This window comes from Pseudomonas sp. 1L-E-NC-VB-C3 (genome assembly GCF_057291535.1).
Genome location: NZ_JBXAWD010000011.1, coordinates 157,681 through 174,722, shown reverse-complemented (window position 1 = coordinate 174,722; position 17,042 = coordinate 157,681). Strand labels below are relative to the sequence as shown.

The window sequence follows — 17,042 nt, the reverse complement described above, 5'->3', positions numbered from 1 at the left end:
GTCGCAGACGTTCGGGTAGCAACTATAGTTGTGCAACGCCGTGCCTTTTCTTTGCTGGAGACTCCGCTCATGCAAGCCATTCGCAGCATTCTGGTGGTCATCGAACCTGAACATGCAGAAAGCCTGGCGCTCAAACGCGCCAAGCTGATCGCCGGTGTCACCCAGGCCCATCTGCATCTGCTGGTGTGCGACAAGAAGCATGACCACGCCGGCCTGCTCAGTGTGCTCAAGGCGGCGTTGCTTGCCGAAGGGTACAGCGTGACCACCGAACAGGCATGGAACGAGAGCCTGCACGAAACCATCATCGATGTGCAGCAGGCCGAGGGTTGCGGCCTGGTGATCAAACAGCATTTCCCCGACAGCTCGCTGAAAAAGGCCCTGCTGACCCCGGCCGACTGGAAGCTGCTGCGCCACTGCCCTACCCCGGTGCTGCTGGTCAAAACCGCCGGTTCGTGGAAAGACAAAGTGATTCTCGCCGCCGTCGATGTCGGCAATGCCGATGGTGAGCATCGGCATCTGCACAGCACCATCATTGATCACGGCTACGACATCGCCAGTCTGGCCAAGGCGCATCTGCATGTGATCACCGCGCATCCGTCGCCGATGCTCTCGGCGGCAGACCCGACGTTTCAGCTCAAATCGACCATAGAAGCCAAATACCGCGAGCAGTGCCGGGCGTTTCAGGCGGAGTTCGATGTCGATGACGAGCACCTGCACATCGAGGAAGGCCCGGCAGATGTGCTGATCCCGTTCATGGCGCACAAGCTCCAGGCGGCGGTAACGGTAATTGGCACGGTAGCGCGCAGTGGTTTGTCAGGCGCGTTGATCGGCAATACCGCTGAAGCGGTGCTGGATACCCTGGAAAGCGATGTGCTGGTGCTCAAGCCGCAGGAGGTTGAGGATCATCTGGTGGAACTGACGGCAAAACACTGAGGATTGCCATGTCTGACTGGCGCTTTCGCGAGCAGGCTCGCTCCCACATCTCGAATGCATTTCCCTGTGGGAGCGAGCCTGCTCGCGATGCTTCTAGGCGCCGAAGGCGTCTTTCAGAAAGCCCGGGGCAATGTAACGCTGATAATGCGCTTCCGACAGCAGGAAGAATTCCCGATCAATGGCATCGCGCAGTTCCGGCAGGTTCCAGTCGCGGAATTCCGGCAGCAACACCATCCCGTACGCCTCGAGATTAATGATCACCCGCGCCCCCCTGGCGATCAGCTGGTAGGCCCAGCAATATTCCGACTGATGCGGTACGAAACGGATCTTGCGCTGTTCGAGCTGCTCGCGCAGGCGCGCCGGATCGAAGATCTCGACTTTGCTCGCCATCACTTGTGACAGCAATTGCTCCAGACGCAGCCACACCGCACGTTTTTCCTCCTCGTTGTATCCGTTCCAATGGATCACTTCGTGATGGAAACGCTTGCAGCCACGGCACACCAGGTCACCGTAAACGGTGGAGCAGAGGCCGACGCAGGGGGTCTTGATGGTCTGATTGGGCATAAATGGGCAGAACACTGAAACGCGGAACAGGCCGGCATGTTAGCCCTTTGTCGGGCATTGATCACCCCTCAAACAACAGGGTCTCGCCAGCGTCGCAGGTTTGCTCCGGCCGCGCTGATTGCCACGAAAGTCCAATAGAGCGCGACTTACCTTTAAATTTTTTTTGCCGTAGAATCAGCCAGCCTTTTAAGGCGCCAATGTCCGTTAGAAGCTGTTTTCAAAGCGTCACGAGCACAGTCGTTCCTTCAGAGCGGTGTTGGCGAAGGGTTTTTCCAGCGGGGAAAAGCCCAACGCCAACCCTCATCAGCTCCCCGTTCTGCAGGCGTAAAACTTTGAAAGCAGCTTCTGTAAGGAATTGCCGGTAATTCTGGCCGAACGACCCACAACGTCGTGAGGCGCATGAGTACGGCAATTTCGGGATGAGCGTCCCGGACACCCATTTGGGACCACTGATGAGGGTAATAACTGTGCTTGAAGCCTACCGCAAACATATCGAAGAGCGTGCAGCCCTGGGTATCGTTCCCCAGCCGCTTAACGCCGAACAAACAGCAGGCCTGATCGAGCTGCTGAAGAACCCTCCGGCTGGCGAAGAAGCTTTCCTCGTTGACCTGATCACCAATCGCGTACCGCCTGGAGTGGACGAAGCCGCTTACGTCAAGGCCGGTTTCCTGTCTGCCCTGGCCAAGGGCGAAGCCACCTCCCCTCTGCTGGACAAGAAACGCGCTGTAGAACTGCTCGGCACCATGCAGGGCGGCTACAACATCGTCACCCTCGTTGAACTGCTGGACGACGCCGAGCTGGCGCCAGTCGCCGCCGAAGAACTCAAGCACACCCTGCTGATGTTCGACGCCTTCCACGACGTCGCCGAAAAAGCCAAGAACGGCAACGTTCACGCCAAGGCCGTGCTGCAATCCTGGGCTGACGGCGAGTGGTTCAAGAAGCGCCCGGTGCTGGCCGACAAGATCAGCCTGCGCGTATTCAAGGTCACCGGCGAAACCAACACCGACGACCTCTCCCCTGCGCCAGACGCCTGGTCGCGTCCTGATATCCCGCTGCACGCCCTGGCCATGCTGAAAATGGCCCGTGACGGCATCGTTCCGGACGAGCAAGGCAAGACCGGCCCGATGAAGCAGATCGAAGAAATGCGCGGCCAGGGCTTCCCGATCGCCTACGTCGGTGACGTGGTCGGTACCGGTTCCTCGCGTAAATCGGCCACCAACTCGGTGCTGTGGTTCTTCGGCGACGACATCCCGTACGTGCCGAACAAGCGCGCTGGCGGTTTCTGCTTCGGCAGCAAGATCGCTCCGATCTTCTACAACACCATGGAAGATGCCGGCGCCCTGCCGATCGAGTTCGACGTGTCGAACATGAACATGGGCGACGTGATCGATCTGTACCCGCACGCTGGCAAAGTCTGCAAGCACGGTACCGACGAAGTCATCACCACTTTCGAAATGAAAACCCCGGTGCTGCTGGACGAAGTCCGTGCCGGCGGTCGTATCCCGCTGATCATCGGCCGTGGCCTGACCGAGAAGGCTCGCGCCGAATTGGGTCTGCCGCCGTTCGACCTGTTCAAGAAGCCGGAAGCTCCGGCTGAAAGCACCAAGGGTTTCACCCTGGCGCAGAAAATGGTCGGCAAGGCTTGCGGTCTGGCAGAAGGCCAAGGCGTGCGTCCTGGCACCTACTGCGAACCGAAGATGACCACCGTGGGTTCTCAGGACACCACCGGTCCAATGACCCGTGACGAACTGAAAGACCTGGCGTGCCTGGGCTTCTCCGCTGATCTGGTGATGCAGTCGTTCTGCCACACCGCGGCTTATCCAAAGCCGATCGACGTGACCACCCACCACACCCTGCCTGACTTCATCATGACCCGCGGCGGCGTTTCCCTGCGTCCGGGCGACGGCATCATCCACTCGTGGCTGAACCGCATGCTGCTGCCGGACACCGTCGGTACCGGTGGTGACTCGCACACCCGTTTCCCGATGGGCATCTCGTTCCCGGCCGGTTCCGGTCTGGTCGCGTTCGCCGCTGCCACTGGCGTCATGCCGCTGGACATGCCGGAATCGATCCTGGTGCGCTTCAAAGGCAAGATGAAACCTGGCATCACCCTGCGTGACCTGGTTCATGCCATTCCGTACTTCGCTATCCAGAACGGTCTGCTGACCGTCGAGAAGAAAGGCAAGAAAAACGCCTTCTCCGGCCGCATCCTGGAAATCGAAGGTCTGGAAGGTCTGACCCTCGAGCAGGCGTTCGAACTGTCCGACGCCTCGGCCGAACGTTCGGCTGCCGGCTGCACCATCAAGCTGTCGAAAGAGTCGATCACCGAGTACCTGCAGTCCAACATCACCCTGCTGCGCTGGATGATCGGCGAAGGCTACGGCGATGCGCGTACTCTGGAACGTCGCGCCCAAGCGATGGAAGCCTGGATCGCCAACCCGGAACTGATGGAAGCCGATGCCGACGCCGAATACGCCGAAATCATCGAAATCGATCTGGCCGACATCAACGAGCCTGTGCTGTGTGCGCCGAACGATCCGGACGACGCCCGTCTGCTGTCCAGCGTTGCTGGCGAGAAGATCGACGAAGTGTTCATCGGTTCGTGCATGACCAACATCGGTCACTTCCGCGCTGCCGGTAAACTGCTGGATCAGGTCAAGGGTCAGCTGCCAACCCGTCTGTGGCTGTCGCCGCCGACCAAGATGGACGCTCACCAACTGACCGAAGAAGGCTACTACGGCATCTACGGTAAGGCCGGCGCACGCATGGAAATGCCAGGCTGCTCGCTGTGCATGGGTAACCAGGCACGCGTTGAGCCGAACAGCACCGTGGTCTCGACGTCGACCCGTAACTTCCCGAACCGTCTGGGCGACGGCGCGAACGTCTACCTGGCCTCGGCCGAGCTGGCGTCCGTTGCTTCGATCCTGGGTCGCCTGCCGACCGTCGAGGAGTACATGGAATACGCTGGCAAGATCGACAGCATGGCGGCCGATGTCTACCGCTACCTGTCCTTCGACCAGATCGCCGAGTTCCGTGAAGCTGCTGCGAACGCCAAGATCCCGGTCGTTCAAGCCTAACGCTGCAAGGCCATAAAAAACGCCGCCCATCGTGAGATGAGCGGCGTTTTTTTATGCCTGCCGGGCAAGCATTCTGATCGTTCCCACGCTCTGCGTTGGAACGCAGCCCCGGACGCTCTGCGTCCCCAAGCGTGACGCAGAGCGTCACAAGAGGCATTCCCACGCAGAGCGTGGGAACGATCAGTCATCAGTGACAGGTCAGACAGCCAGCTTGTAAACCAGCGCCGAAATCGCCACCAGTCCCACCGCGGTAACAAACACATTCGACGCCTGACCGCGATAGCGCGCCATCGCTGGCACCTTGCGAATCGCGTACATCGGCATCAGGAACAGAATCGCCGCAATCACCGGCCCACCGACGGTTTCGATCATGCCCAGGATGCTCGGATCAAGCGTCGCGACGATCCAGCAGATCACCAGCATGAACGCCGCCACGATGCGATCCAGCGTTTTGGCACCCGGACGTCTGCCGCTCTTGACGATCAGGCCCTTGAGGCCTTCGCTGGCCCCGATGTAATGACCGAGGAACGACTTGGAGATCGCCACAAACGCAATCAACGGCGCCGCAAACTCGATGGTCGGGTTGCTGAAGTGGTTGGCCAGGTACGACAGGATCGACAGATTCTGCTCTTTTGCCTCAGCCAGTTGCTCTGGCGACAGGGTCAGCACGCAACTGAATACGAAGAACAGCACCAAAATGACCATCAATGCATGAGCGCGCGCGAGGATCTGTGAGCTGCGCTCATCGGCGTGCACACCGTAACGACGCTTCTGATCCATCGCGAACGCCGAGATAATCGGCGAATGGTTGAACGAGAACACCATCACCGTAATCGCCAGCCACAGCGTGTGCAGCAGCGCTGACGGCGCCGGCACTTGCGCGGCGGTGGCGAGGATGCCGCCGTTCCAGTGCGGAATCAGGTACACGGCGAGGAACAGCAGCGCAACGATGAACGGATAGACCATCAGGCTCATGGCCTTGACGATCGCCTGCTCGCCGCAACGCACGACGGCCAGCAGGCCGAGAATCAGCACGAACGAGAGCAGCGCGCGCGGTGGCGGCGTGATGTGCAGTTGGTGTTCGAGGAAACTGGCGACCGTGTTGGTCAGGCCGACGCTGTAGATCAGCAGGATCGGGAAGATGGCAAAGAAGTACAGCAGCGTGATCAAGGCACCGGCCTTGATACCGAAATGCTGCTCGACCACTTCGGTGATATCGGCGCCTTCGCGACCGGACAGCACAAAACGGGTCAGGCCACGGTGCGCGTAAAACGTCATCGGGAAGGCCAGCAGCGCGAGGATCACCAGCGGCCAGAAGCCACCCAATCCTGCGTTGATCGGCAAAAACAGGGTGCCGGCGCCAATGGCCGTCCCAAACAGTCCCAGCATCCAGGTGGTGTCCTGGCGATTCCAGCTCGAAAGTTCAGCGGGTGCTGCTGCGTCGAAGCGCTTTTCGAGGCTATTGGCCTGATCATTCATCCGGTCGGATCTCCGCATTCCGGTCACTTGCCACTCGGTCAGGACGCGTCGGAAAAAACCGACAGACATGCTCCGGCCGAAACAGGGGCGCGATTCTCCGTGATAAATCAATGCAAGCAAAGACTTAGCTGAGGAATGGTTGTGCGGAGCAGATCCAAGGATGGTCGTTTATAGAAAAAACAAGGTCGTTTATGGATACGTCGGATGCCGCAAACGGATACGTTTTGCACCCACCCATGCGTCATCGAATGCGCCTAGAGCGATATGCCGAGCATGAAACCCAATAAAACGCAGTACAGCCCGAAGCCGAAAAGCAACCAGAGCTTGCCATTTTCGCGCTTGTCTCTATTGCGCAACGCTTCGTCATATTCTGCGAACTCTCGCTCAATTTGCTCCAGTCGTGCCTTACGGTCATATGTGCTCATACTGATTAACCTTTGAATAATGCGCCTGACGGTCGTGAAGCATGAAGACTCACAACTTGAAGAAAAACCCTGCCACTGCGGTGATTGCAGTCAAGACTCCACCAAACACTGCAATTGGATAGAGCTTCGTCTCCCTTGATAACTTTTTCTCTTCAGCCTGAAGCTTTTTCCATTCAGCCACGAGTTTCCTTGATTCGTTTTCCAGCCTGTCTAGCTCCAGATTTTCGCGATCGTTATGGAACATTTGCCCTCCTTGGCTGCTGGCGGATCGGTGTCAGCATTTGCATGCACATCGACGGCTATCGTCATGCCCTTATCATCAAACTGTTCCATTCACGCTGACCAGCAGACGCATCTGCCATCCCCGTAGGCAAAATCCGCGATTCACGTAAGCCTCCTCATACGAGTGGTCCGCAATATTCCAGACCAACTACCTGCCAGAACTCCGCCATTGATCTAGCGTGAGAGAAGCCATAACCCAAGGAGCCTCCCATGCCACTGGTCCGCGTCGACATCCAGCAAAACCCAGACCCCACTTTCGCCAGGCGCATCGGCGAACAGATCTACGCCGCCCTGCGCAGCTGTATCGATGTGCCCGAGCACGACAACTTCCAGATTCTCAACGAGCACGACGGCCAGCACTTCGTGTACGACCCGCAATACCTCGGCATCGAGCGCAGCGACGGCGTGGTGTTCATCCAGATCACCATCAGCGAAGGGCGCAGCGTGGAAAAGAAGCAGTTGCTGTTCAAGACCATTGCCGAGAGCCTGCATGCGCAACTGGGTATTCGCCTGGAGGATGTGTTCATCAATCTGCTGGAGGTAAAGAAAGAGAACTGGTCGTTTGGCAACGGCATTGCGCAATACGTCAGCTGATTCGCAGCGCCCATGCCTGCGTACTTGCTTGTTCCACGAACCCGTCCAGAATCAAAGCACCACTGCGTGAATGCAACGATTGCCAAGCCGCTGCGGATTCAGCACTCTGAGTCGACTTTCGCGACCCACCCGCCGCCAATCACAGGAGCCGCGCAATGCCCGCAACCGTTCTGGTACTGGTTGAAACGATCAATGACTATCTGCCGATTCTTGAGCATCAGGGATTCCACCTGATCCTCGCACCAACGCCAGCCGAACGTGCGCAAGCCATCGCCACCCATGGCAGTCGCATTGATGCCGTGCTCACTCGCGGCCCACTGGGCCTGACTGCGCAAGAGATCAGCGCCCTGCCCGCCCTGAAAATCATCACGGTGATCGGCGCCGGTTATGAACAGGTCGATCTGCAAGCGGCCAGTGACCGTGGGATCACCGTCACCAATGGCGCCGGAGTCAACGCCTCGTCAGTGGCCGATCATGCGATGGCGTTGCTGCTGGCATTGGTCCGCGATATCCCGCGCTGCGATGCAGCCGTGCGCCGCGGTGAATGGCCGAAAATCATGCGCCCGTCGCTGGCCGGCAAGCGTCTGGGCATCCTCGGGCTGGGCGCCGTGGGCATGGCGATTGCCAAACGTGCGGAGCTCGGGTTCGACATGCAGATCAGCTACCACAGCCGCCAGGTGCGCAGCGAAGTCGCTTATGCGTTCTGCTCGACACCCACCGATCTGGCGCGAGCCTCGGACTTTCTGGTCGTTGCCACGCCCGGTGGCATTGCTACACAACATCTGGTGACGCGAGCAGTGCTCGATGCGCTCGGCCCCAAGGGTTTTATCGTCAACATCGCCCGCGCCAGCGTTATCGCAACGGCAGACCTGATCACCGCACTTGAGCAACGTCGTATCGCCGGCGCAGCGCTGGACGTGTTCGATCACGAACCGGAAGTGCCCGACGCCCTGAAACACCTCAGCAACGTTGTGCTAACCCCACACGTCGCCGGGTTGTCCCCTGAAGCCACGCAAGGCACCGTTGAACTGGTGGGGAAAAACCTGATGGCGTTTTTCTCCGGGCAACCGGTGCTGACTCCCGTCGCCTTGCCGCCCAAGTTGAACAACCAGCGCGTGCATTAACGCGCGTGGCATCGTCGAACCGCGCCGATCTTTGCCCCATTCTCAAAGTTGATTATCCAGCAACACGCTAACCTATAAGACCGACCCGCGCTTGTGAGCACCCGAGCGCGCCATTAGATTAGCCAATGATGTCTGGCCTCCAAAATAAGCAGAAGGGATAAGCATGGCGCTTACTGACCAGTCCACCCGGATCCGCGCGGGCGAAGAACTCGATGCCAGCCTGATCGATCCGTACCTCAAGGCGCACATTCCCGGCCTGACCGGCACGCCGCAGATCAGCCAGTTTCCCGGCGGCGCGTCGAACCTGACCTACCTGCTGGAATACCCCGAGCAAGAATTCGTTCTGCGCCGTCCGCCGTTTGGCCACAAAGCCAAATCCGCCCACGACATGGGCCGTGAGTTCCGCATTCTCAACCAACTGCGCGAGGGCTTTCCGTATTGCCCGAAGGCCTACGTGCATTGCACCGACGAAGCCGTTATCGGCGCCGAGTTCTATGTGATGGAACGGGTCAAGGGCATCATCCTGCGCGCTGAGTTGCCGCCGGAGTTGGGCCTCGATTCGGCGAAAACCGAAGCGCTGTGCAAAAGCTTCATCGACCGATTCGTCGAACTGCATCGGGTCGATTACAACGCCTGCGGCCTCGGCGATCTGGGCAAGCCTGAAGGCTACGTCGCCCGGCAGATCAAGGGCTGGAGCGAGCGCTACGAAAAAGCCCTGACCCCGGACGCGCCGCACTGGGAAGCGGTCAAAGCCTGGCTCAACGACAAGATGCCGGCCGACCACCCGACGTCGAGCATCGTCCACAACGACTACCGCTTCGACAACGTCATTCTCGACCCGGCCAATCCGATGCAAATTATCGGCGTGCTCGACTGGGAACTGACCACCCTCGGCGACCCGCTGATGGACCTGGGCAACACCCTCGCCTACTGGATCGAAGCCGGCGACCCGGCACCGGTGCAACTGATGCGCCGCCAGCCAAGCCACGCGCCGGGCATGCTGACCCGCCGCGAATTCGTCGACTACTACGCCGAGCGCTCGGGCATCCGCATCGACAATTTCGACTTCTACTACACCTACGGCCTGTTCCGCCTGGCCGGCATCGTGCAGCAGATCTACTACCGCTTCTACCATGGCCAGACGCAGGACAAACGCTTCGCGCAGTTCATTCACATGAACAAACTGCTGGAGCAGATGAGCCTGCAGGTCATCCAGAAATCCAGCCTCTGATCCGGGCCAATAACAAGACTTTCAACAAGGGAAACCCATGTCCAAGACTCAGTTGTTCGACCTCGACGGCAAAATCGCTTTCGTCTCCGGCGCCAGCCGTGGCATCGGTGAAGCCATCGCCAAACTGCTGGCCCAGCAAGGCGCCCACGTGATCGTCTCGAGCCGCAAGCTCGAAGGCTGCCAACACGTCGCCGACGCCATCATCGCCGCCGGCGGCAAGGCGACAGCCGTGGCCTGCCACATCGGTGAGATGGAGCAGATCAGCCAGGTCTTCGCCGGGATCAAGGAACAATTCGGCCGCCTCGACATCCTGGTCAACAACGCCGCGACCAACCCGCAATTCTGCAACGTGCTGGACACCGATCTGGGGGCGTTCCAGAAGACCGTCGATGTGAACATTCGCGGCTACTTCTTCATGTCGGTCGAAGCCGGCAAGCTCATGCGCGAAAACGGTGGCGGCAGCATCATCAACGTCGCGTCGATCAACGGCATCTCGCCGGGAATCTTCCAAGGCATCTATTCGGTAACCAAAGCGGCGGTCATCAACATGACCAAAGTCTTCGCTAAGGAATGCGCGCAATTCGGCATCCGCTGCAACGCCCTGCTCCCCGGCCTGACCGACACCAAATTCGCCTCGGCGCTGGTCAAGAACGATGCGATTCTGAAACAGGCACTGACCCAGATCCCGCTCAAACGCGTAGCCGATCCAAGCGAAATGGCCGGCGCGGTGCTGTACCTGGCCAGCGATGCGTCGAGCTACACCACTGGCGTGGCGCTGAATGTGGATGGCGGGTTCCTGTCCTGATATCCAGGGCAAATTGCTAACCCGTGTGGGAGCGAGCCTGCTCGCGAAGGCGTTGTGTCAGTCAGCTATGTTTTGACTGATACCACGCATTCGCGAGCAGGCTCGCTCCCACAGGGGCGGTGCCGAAATCCAGAACTCCTGCATCCGCGGGATTGGCCGGCTTATTGGGTTATGCAACGCGTAGTGGTGATGTGACGCGTCACCTGCCCATCCACATACACATCCCCGGCAACCTCAGTATTTTCCAGCACCTCACACCGACGTTCCGGCGGTGGCGGCGGCGCGACAGGCGCAGGGGGTGGAGGACTGGCACAACCGGCCAACAGCACAGCAAGAAAAGCCAACGGCAATACGCGTTTCCCAGGATTATTCATAGGACGACCCGCGGTAAAGAGAGACAAACTCCCGCAACCCAACCGGCCGCGGAAGACCTGACCACTCATTCTTTATAGCTGAGCGCCTTGTTAGCGCCAGTGGATTGGGGAGATTGGGTGGGATTGGCTGTCGGTTTTGCGGGGATTGTCCGGCAGAGGGCTGGATTGGGATGATGGTTGTCGGCGAGGGCCTCATCGCGAGCAGGCTCACTCCCACAGGTTTGATCGAGTGAGTTCAGTAACAACCAGGTCGGCTGTCAGGCCGCCTTCGCGAGCAGGCTCGCTCCCACAGAAAATCAAAATCAAAATCAAAAGATCGCAGCCTTCGGCAGCTCCTACACACGATGAGCGTTAGCTCGAGTACCGCTTTTGATCTTGGAGCCCGTCGGCAGGCTGAGTGGAGGGATTGATCCGGGCGTGGGAGCGCAGCGACCGTACGACGCAGTCGTACACAGCGAGTGTAGGTGCAGCGAAGCAAACCGGAGCCGCTGCGCCAGGATCGATTCCGCAGCGAAGGAACCCCGAGCCTAAGCGAGCGGGCCGAACGTCAGGGCGAAGACCTTTTGGTTCCTTTTGGGGCGTTTGCCAAAAGGGACTCGCCGTAAGGGCGAAACCGCCAGCCGCAACACCCAAAAAAACGGATATACACCCAACCCCCCCAGAGCATGGCCGGCCCAAAGGCCGCCAAGACCCAAAGCGCGCTTAAGCCAAATCCGGATCCCGCGAAGAACGCAAGGAATTGCTCTCAAGCTCATACCGCAACTCCCCCACCAACGCCTCGACCGCCCCAGGCGTACGCAGCGAAGCCAGATCCAGCCCGCTGATCACCAGATCCACCTGCCCCGAATCCCGGTGATACAACTTGACCGTCAGCGAATGATCACCATCCACCGAACACTCACAAGCCAGCGGCGCAAAACTGTGCTCAAGCCGAGCGCGCAACTGCGCAAGATTCATCATTGACGTTGTTCCTATGACTGTTTCAAAAGGGGCACGATCGCAGGCCCGAAATGGCCCACACCGCACCCCACCAGCCTAAGAACACAACGTCTTGGCCAATACATGAATTTGCACCCTTGTAACTAGTGCATTTGCACCCCTCAGCGCTGGCCTTTGGTGCCCCACTCTCCCGAAAACAAACCGCGCTCTCGAGCCCAGACGATCGCCTCGCTGCGGCTATGCACATCGATTTTCGAGTACACGGTGGCCACATGATTGCGCACGGTATTGGGCGCCAGTTTCAACCGCGCGGCGATCTCCTTGTCCGCCAGACCTTCACAGATCAAACCCAGCACATCACGCTCACGGGCCGTCAGGTCGGTGAACGAGGCGCTGGGCAGCTGCGGCGAGTTGATTTTCTTCACGTTGGCCAGCTTCTCGATCAGCGTTCGGCTGAACCACGACGCATCCTTCATCACCTCTTCGATCGCCGCGACCAGCTCAAGCTCAGTGCGCTTGCGCTCGGTCATGTCCATCAACACCAGCAGATAGCAGGACGTGTCGTGAATGTTCACGGTGTCAGCCGAGACCGCACACTCCAGCAACTCCTCGTCCTTCTTGCGCACGGGCACGTCGACCCGATCCACACGACCGTTCTTCGCCAGCGCCGACAGCAGGCGCGTGCGCGCGCTGTCATCGTGGATGAAGCTCAGCTGCGTCACGGTTTTGCCGAGTACGTCATCGCTGTCATAGGCCAGGGTATCGAGGAACGCCTGATTGACGTCGATGACCTCCTGCTTGTCAGCGGTGCAGATCAAAATCGGTACCGGCGTCAGACGAAAAGCCTTGGCAAAGCGCTCCTCGCTCTGACGCAAGGCCACTTCGACCCGGCGCCGAGGCTCCATGTCGACGAAGGAGAACAGCATGCAATTCTCGTCATTGAGCAGCAGCGGCTGACCGGCAACGATCACCTGTTTACTGCCACCGTCGGGAAGGCGCAACTCCGCCTGCATTTGCGGAATGGTCGCGACATCGCGCAAGCGCTGGACAGCCAGATCGCGCTGATCCGCCTGCTCGAAGATATCGATTTCGTAAGCCGAAGTGCCGATCACCTGATCGCGGGTATAGCCGGTCATTTCCAGAAAGCCCGGGTTGACCTTGATGTAGCGCAAATCGCTGAGTCGGCAGATCACTGCCGGTGCAGGGTTGGCATTGAAGGTTTTTTCGAAACGCAGCTCAGCATTGGCCCAATCGGTGACGTCGCTCATGATCAGCACCAGCGACTCGGGCTGGCCGACGCGGTCGGTCAGGACCATGCTGCGCACACTGTGCACCCAGACCCGCTCCGGGTCGTCCACGGACGAAACTTCGATCAGCACATCATTGAACGCCTCGCAGCGGGCGACGCGGCTGATCGGGTAGTTGTCCGGCGGCAAGACATGATTATTGCGATAGCGCAGCGTGAAGCGTCTGGCGTACTCGTCGGCGTTACTGCCCAGATCACCGATGGTGCTGACACCGTGCATGGTCAGCGCCGCTTCGTTGGCCCAGAGAATGCTTTTGTCGAGTTCCAGCAGAATCACCCCGTCCGACAGCCCGGCAATGATCTGCTGCAACTGGCGACGGTTGGTTTCGGTGGTCAGGACTTCCTGGCTCATTGGATCTCCACACTGTGATGCGGCTAGGTGAAGAGTACGACCGCGGCGGCTCGGGATCGTGCCACAACCCCAAAATCGCCAAAAAACCCCTGTGGGAGCGAGCCTGCTCGCGAAAGCGCTGGGTCAGACAGACCATTCGGTGACTGACCCGGCGCATTCGCGAGCACGCTCGCTCCCACAGGTTTACTGGGTGTGTTTACCTTAGGCGGCACGCTCGCTGGCCGCCACCATCGCCGACGCCGCGAGCATCGCCCGCAACAACACCGCGCACCCCGCTGCCAGATCATCCGGCGCGGCATTCTCGATTTCGTTGTGGCTGATCCCGCCCTCGCATGGCACAAAAATCATTCCCGCCGGGCCGAGCTCGGCGAGGAAAATCGCGTCATGCCCGGCACCACTGACGATGTCCATGTGCGACAGACCCAGCCCTTTCGCAGCACCGCGCACCGCTTCCACGCAGCCTTTTTCGAAGTACAGCGGCGGGAAGTCGGCGGTCGGGGTCAGTTCGTAGGTAAGGCCGTGCTCTTCGCAGGTCGCCTCGATCACTTGTTTCACTTCGGCAATCATCGAATCCAGCCGCGCCGGCTCCAGGTGGCGAAAATCCAGAGTCATGCGCACTTCGCCGGGAATCACGTTGCGCGAGCCGGGATAGGCTTGCAGGCAGCCGACCGTGCCACAGGCGTGGGGCTGATGGCCGAGGGCGGCGCGGTTGACGGCGCCGACGATCACCGAGGCACCGACCAGGGCGTCCTTGCGCAGGTGCATCGGCGTCGGGCCGGCGTGGGCTTCGACGCCGCGCAATTTCAGGTCGAACCACTTCTGCCCGAGCGCGCCGAGTACCACGCCGATGGTTTTCTCTTCGTCCTCGAGAATCGGGCCTTGTTCGATGTGCGCTTCGAAATACGCGCCAACCGCGTGCCCGCTAACCTTGCGCGGGCCGGCGTAGCCGATCGCATCCAGTGCTTCGCCGACGGTGACGCCGTCGGCATCGACCTTGGCGAGGGTTTCTTCGAGGGTGAATTTCTCGGCGAAGACCCCTGAGCCCATCATGCACGGGGCGAAGCGTGAGCCCTCTTCGTTGGTCCAGACCACCACTTCCAGCGGCGCTTCGGTTTCCACGCCGAGGTCGTTGAGGGTGCGCAGCACTTCGACGCCGGCGAGCACGCCGAAGCAGCCGTCGAACTTGCCGCCGGTGGGCTGGGTGTCGATGTGGCTGCCGGTCATGACCGGCGGCAGGTTCGGGTTGCGCCCGGCACGCCGGGCGAAAATGTTGCCGACGGCATCGACCGTGACGTTGCAACCGGCGTCCTTGCACCACTGCACGAACAGGTCGCGCGCCTGGCGGTCGAGGTCGGTCAGGGCCAGGCGACAGACGCCGCCCTTGACCGTGGCGCCGAGTTTCGCCAGTTCCATGAGCGAGGCCCAGAGGCGATCACGGTTGATGTGCTGATGGGTGGATTGCAGAACGTCTACGGCTGCGTTCATGGGGATCTCCTCAATGCTGATGCCGATAGTGCCCATGCTCTGCGTGGGCATTCATCCATGGACGCTCTGCGTCCGCTGTTGGGACGCGGAGCGTCCCGGGCTGCATTCCCACGCAGAGCGTGGGAACGATCAGTTTCGGCGGTGTATGGAGCATCGCCTTCGCGAGCAGGCTCGCTCCCACAGTGAGAATGCATTTCCAATGTGGGAGCGAGCCTGCTCGCGAAAAGGCCTTGCTCACACCGCTGTTTTCACGGCAGAAGGCTGCGCCCGCATCACGCACAGCCCGTAATAAATCACCCCGCCCAACGCCGAGCCGGTGAACCAGCCATAGCTGTAGAACCAGCTGAACGCGTCGCTGCCCAGCGACAGCAAGGTCAGCGCCACCGGCACGCCAAAGGCGAGAAAACCGGCCCAGTTCCACGCCGGATACACGTCATCGCGGTACAGCCCGGCGAGGTCCAGTCGCTGTTTCTTGATCAGGAAATAATCCACCACCATGATCCCGGCGATCGGCCCGAGCAGGCTCGAGTAGCCCAGCAGCCAGTTTGAGTACACGGTTTCCAGGCTGATGTCGGAAACGATCAGGCCAAGCTTTTTCAGCAGTTCATGGCCCATCAGCACCAGCCCGACCAGACCGGTGAGCAACACCGCTTTGGTGCGGTTGATCACCTTCGGCGCGATGTTCTGAAAGTCATTGGTCGGCGAGACGATATTGGCGGCGGTGTTGGTCGACAGTGTGGCAACGATGATCAGCGCCATGGCCACAGCGACCCACACCGGGCTCTGGATATGGCCTATCAGCGTGACCGGGTCGGACACGGTGACGCCGACCAGTTTCACCGATGCGGCGGTCATCACCACGCCCAGCGCAGCGAAGAGGAACATGGTCAGCGGCAGACCGAAAATCTGCCCGAGGATCTGATCCTTCTGGCTCTTGGCGTAGCGACTGAAGTCGGGAATGTTCAGCGACAGCGTGGCCCAGAAGCCGACCATTGCCGTCAGCCCTGCCGCGAAATAACTGACCACGCTGGCGCCTTCCGGACGCTTGGGCGGGATCGCCAGCAATTCAGTCATCGACACATTGGGCATCGCCCACACCAGCAGGCCGATGCCCACCGCCACCAACAACGGCGCCGACAAGGTTTCCAGCCATTTGATCGACTCGGCGCCGCGAATCACCACCCACAGATTCAGCGCCCAGAACACCATGAAACCGATCACCTCGCCGGTTCCGCCGAGGGATTTCCAGCCCTCGAACACCGAGCCGAGGAACAGGTGAATCGCCAGTCCGCCGAACATGGTCTGGATGCCGAACCAGCCACACGCCACCAACGCGCGGATCAGGCACGGCACATTGGAACCGAGAATGCCGAACGACGAGCGCAGCAGCACCGGAAACGGAATGCCGTACTTGGTGCCCGGGAAGGCGTTGAGGGTCAGTGGAATCAACACAATGACGTTGGCAAACAGAATCGCCAGCAGCGCTTCGCCGACGCTCAAGCCGAAATACGCGGTGAGCACGCCGCCGAGGGTGTAGGTCGGCACGCAAATCGACATCCCGACCCACAGCGCGGTGATGTGCCATTTGTTCCAGGTGCGTTCACGCACCTTGGTCGGTGCCATGTCGTGGTTGTAACGGGGGCTGTCGAGGACGTCACTGCCGGCTTCGAGCTCGAACAAGCCGTCGCGCTCGGTCACTTGTGATCTGATCTGTTGCATGGCCGCTCCACTGTTCTTCTGATTATTTTTTGCTCATCAGGCGGTTGGCGCGCACGACGCCAGCCGGACGATGGCCGGAGGAACTGACAACTTTCATGCACCGGCCATGGTGTCAGCGGCGGCATCAATAAACGTGCCGATTCTCGCGCTGAACGCTTGGGCGGTGCACTGGACGCTTTGCAACTTTCTGATATTCATCAGTTTTAATTGAATATTCGATGAGTCCGGGAAAACTTGTCTGAACGCTCAGGCTAAACGTCGGGCAAGTTGTCCGAAGTGTCAGGACTCAAACTGGTGCACTGCATTTATTTTTGTCGGTGAACCCGCAACCGCAGCACAACTTCAAGCGGCTG

At 59.8% G+C, this 17,042-nt stretch carries 14 protein-coding genes; 6 read left to right on the top strand and 8 right to left on the bottom strand.

Going from position 1 to position 17,042, the window contains the following annotated elements; translation table 11 throughout:
• Window positions 1-69: 69 nt before the first annotated feature.
• Window positions 70-933: a universal stress protein gene (locus AC0Z5Z_RS19255; protein ID WP_076562374.1), complete on the top strand. Its 864-nt coding sequence runs from the start codon at window positions 70-72 to the stop codon at window positions 931-933.
• 93 nt (window positions 934-1,026) lie between these two features.
• Here the strand turns inward: AC0Z5Z_RS19255 and AC0Z5Z_RS19250 are convergent, their stop codons facing one another.
• Complete coding sequence (locus AC0Z5Z_RS19250; RefSeq protein WP_024013275.1) at window positions 1,027-1,497, bottom strand: DUF1289 domain-containing protein; 471 nt, start codon at window positions 1,495-1,497, stop codon at window positions 1,027-1,029.
• 467 nt (window positions 1,498-1,964) lie between these two features.
• Here AC0Z5Z_RS19250 and acnB point away from each other — a divergent pair, with 467 nt between their 5' ends.
• Window positions 1,965-4,574, top strand: a complete 2,610-nt coding sequence (acnB, locus tag AC0Z5Z_RS19245) for a bifunctional aconitate hydratase 2/2-methylisocitrate dehydratase (RefSeq protein WP_252878185.1) — start codon at window positions 1,965-1,967, stop codon at window positions 4,572-4,574.
• Window positions 4,575-4,772: 198 nt separating this feature from the next.
• On the opposite strand, the gene AC0Z5Z_RS19240 is transcribed toward acnB, so the two are convergent.
• The 3 genes from AC0Z5Z_RS19240 to AC0Z5Z_RS19230 form a co-directional block, all read right to left on the bottom strand.
• The gene (locus AC0Z5Z_RS19240; protein WP_476249547.1) at window positions 4,773-6,053 is read right to left on the bottom strand and encodes a serine/threonine transporter; all 1,281 of its coding nucleotides are present in this window, start codon (window positions 6,051-6,053) and stop codon (window positions 4,773-4,775) included.
• Window positions 6,054-6,307: 254 nt separating this feature from the next.
• Window positions 6,308-6,478, bottom strand: a complete 171-nt coding sequence (locus AC0Z5Z_RS19235; RefSeq protein ID WP_177434191.1) for a hypothetical protein — start codon at window positions 6,476-6,478, stop codon at window positions 6,308-6,310.
• Between the two features lie 49 nt (window positions 6,479-6,527).
• Window positions 6,528-6,722 carry an FtsB/FtsL family cell division protein gene (locus AC0Z5Z_RS19230; protein WP_056789207.1) on the bottom strand — a complete coding sequence of 65 codons (195 nt, stop codon included), beginning with the start codon at window positions 6,720-6,722 and terminating at the stop codon, window positions 6,528-6,530.
• Window positions 6,723-6,970: 248 nt separating this feature from the next.
• Here AC0Z5Z_RS19230 and AC0Z5Z_RS19225 point away from each other — a divergent pair, with 248 nt between their 5' ends.
• From AC0Z5Z_RS19225 to AC0Z5Z_RS19210, 4 genes are all read left to right on the top strand, one after another.
• Entirely contained in the window at window positions 6,971-7,354 is a 384-nt protein-coding gene (locus AC0Z5Z_RS19225; RefSeq protein WP_095180253.1) for a tautomerase family protein, read from the top strand.
• Between the two features lie 155 nt (window positions 7,355-7,509).
• A complete protein-coding gene (locus tag AC0Z5Z_RS19220; protein ID WP_095180254.1) occupies window positions 7,510-8,478 on the top strand; it encodes a 2-hydroxyacid dehydrogenase in 969 nt (322 codons plus the stop codon).
• 163 nt (window positions 8,479-8,641) lie between these two features.
• Entirely contained in the window at window positions 8,642-9,709 is a 1,068-nt protein-coding gene (locus AC0Z5Z_RS19215; RefSeq protein ID WP_252867796.1) for a phosphotransferase family protein, read from the top strand.
• Window positions 9,710-9,746: 37 nt separating this feature from the next.
• A complete protein-coding gene (locus AC0Z5Z_RS19210; protein ID WP_041480848.1) occupies window positions 9,747-10,514 on the top strand; it encodes an SDR family oxidoreductase in 768 nt (255 codons plus the stop codon).
• A 1,076-nt stretch (window positions 10,515-11,590) separates the two neighbouring features.
• Here AC0Z5Z_RS19210 and AC0Z5Z_RS19205 read toward each other — a convergent pair.
• The 4 genes from AC0Z5Z_RS19205 to AC0Z5Z_RS19190 all read right to left on the bottom strand — a co-directional run bounded on the left by AC0Z5Z_RS19205 (window position 11,591) and on the right by AC0Z5Z_RS19190 (window position 16,689).
• Complete coding sequence (locus AC0Z5Z_RS19205) at window positions 11,591-11,848, bottom strand: DUF1652 domain-containing protein (RefSeq protein ID WP_123442222.1); 258 nt, start codon at window positions 11,846-11,848, stop codon at window positions 11,591-11,593.
• A gap of 140 nt (window positions 11,849-11,988) precedes the next feature.
• Entirely contained in the window at window positions 11,989-13,485 is a 1,497-nt protein-coding gene (locus AC0Z5Z_RS19200) for a helix-turn-helix transcriptional regulator (protein ID WP_095180256.1), read from the bottom strand.
• A 201-nt stretch (window positions 13,486-13,686) separates the two neighbouring features.
• On the bottom strand, window positions 13,687-14,970 hold the full coding sequence (locus tag AC0Z5Z_RS19195) for a Zn-dependent hydrolase (RefSeq protein WP_485611538.1): 1,284 nt from the start codon (window positions 14,968-14,970) through the stop codon (window positions 13,687-13,689).
• A gap of 234 nt (window positions 14,971-15,204) precedes the next feature.
• Complete coding sequence (locus AC0Z5Z_RS19190) at window positions 15,205-16,689, bottom strand: NCS1 family nucleobase:cation symporter-1 (protein WP_236168645.1); 1,485 nt, start codon at window positions 16,687-16,689, stop codon at window positions 15,205-15,207.
• Between the last annotated feature and the right edge of the window lie 353 nt (window positions 16,690-17,042).

Coding starts and splice junctions, on each gene's coding strand:
- AC0Z5Z_RS19255 (WP_076562374.1), top strand. CDS start 70: ATGCAAGCCATTCGCAGCATTCTGGTGGTCATCGAACCTGAACATGCA.
- AC0Z5Z_RS19250 (WP_024013275.1), bottom strand. CDS start 1,497: ATGCCCAATCAGACCATCAAGACCCCCTGCGTCGGCCTCTGCTCCACC.
- AC0Z5Z_RS19240 (WP_476249547.1), bottom strand. CDS start 6,053: ATGAATGATCAGGCCAATAGCCTCGAAAAGCGCTTCGACGCAGCAGCA.
- AC0Z5Z_RS19235 (WP_177434191.1), bottom strand. CDS start 6,478: ATGAGCACATATGACCGTAAGGCACGACTGGAGCAAATTGAGCGAGAG.
- AC0Z5Z_RS19230 (WP_056789207.1), bottom strand. CDS start 6,722: ATGTTCCATAACGATCGCGAAAATCTGGAGCTAGACAGGCTGGAAAAC.
- AC0Z5Z_RS19225 (WP_095180253.1), top strand. CDS start 6,971: ATGCCACTGGTCCGCGTCGACATCCAGCAAAACCCAGACCCCACTTTC.
- AC0Z5Z_RS19220 (WP_095180254.1), top strand. CDS start 7,510: ATGCCCGCAACCGTTCTGGTACTGGTTGAAACGATCAATGACTATCTG.
- AC0Z5Z_RS19215 (WP_252867796.1), top strand. CDS start 8,642: ATGGCGCTTACTGACCAGTCCACCCGGATCCGCGCGGGCGAAGAACTC.
- AC0Z5Z_RS19210 (WP_041480848.1), top strand. CDS start 9,747: ATGTCCAAGACTCAGTTGTTCGACCTCGACGGCAAAATCGCTTTCGTC.
- AC0Z5Z_RS19205 (WP_123442222.1), bottom strand. CDS start 11,848: ATGATGAATCTTGCGCAGTTGCGCGCTCGGCTTGAGCACAGTTTTGCG.
- AC0Z5Z_RS19200 (WP_095180256.1), bottom strand. CDS start 13,485: ATGAGCCAGGAAGTCCTGACCACCGAAACCAACCGTCGCCAGTTGCAG.
- AC0Z5Z_RS19195 (WP_485611538.1), bottom strand. CDS start 14,970: ATGAACGCAGCCGTAGACGTTCTGCAATCCACCCATCAGCACATCAAC.
- AC0Z5Z_RS19190 (WP_236168645.1), bottom strand. CDS start 16,689: ATGCAACAGATCAGATCACAAGTGACCGAGCGCGACGGCTTGTTCGAG.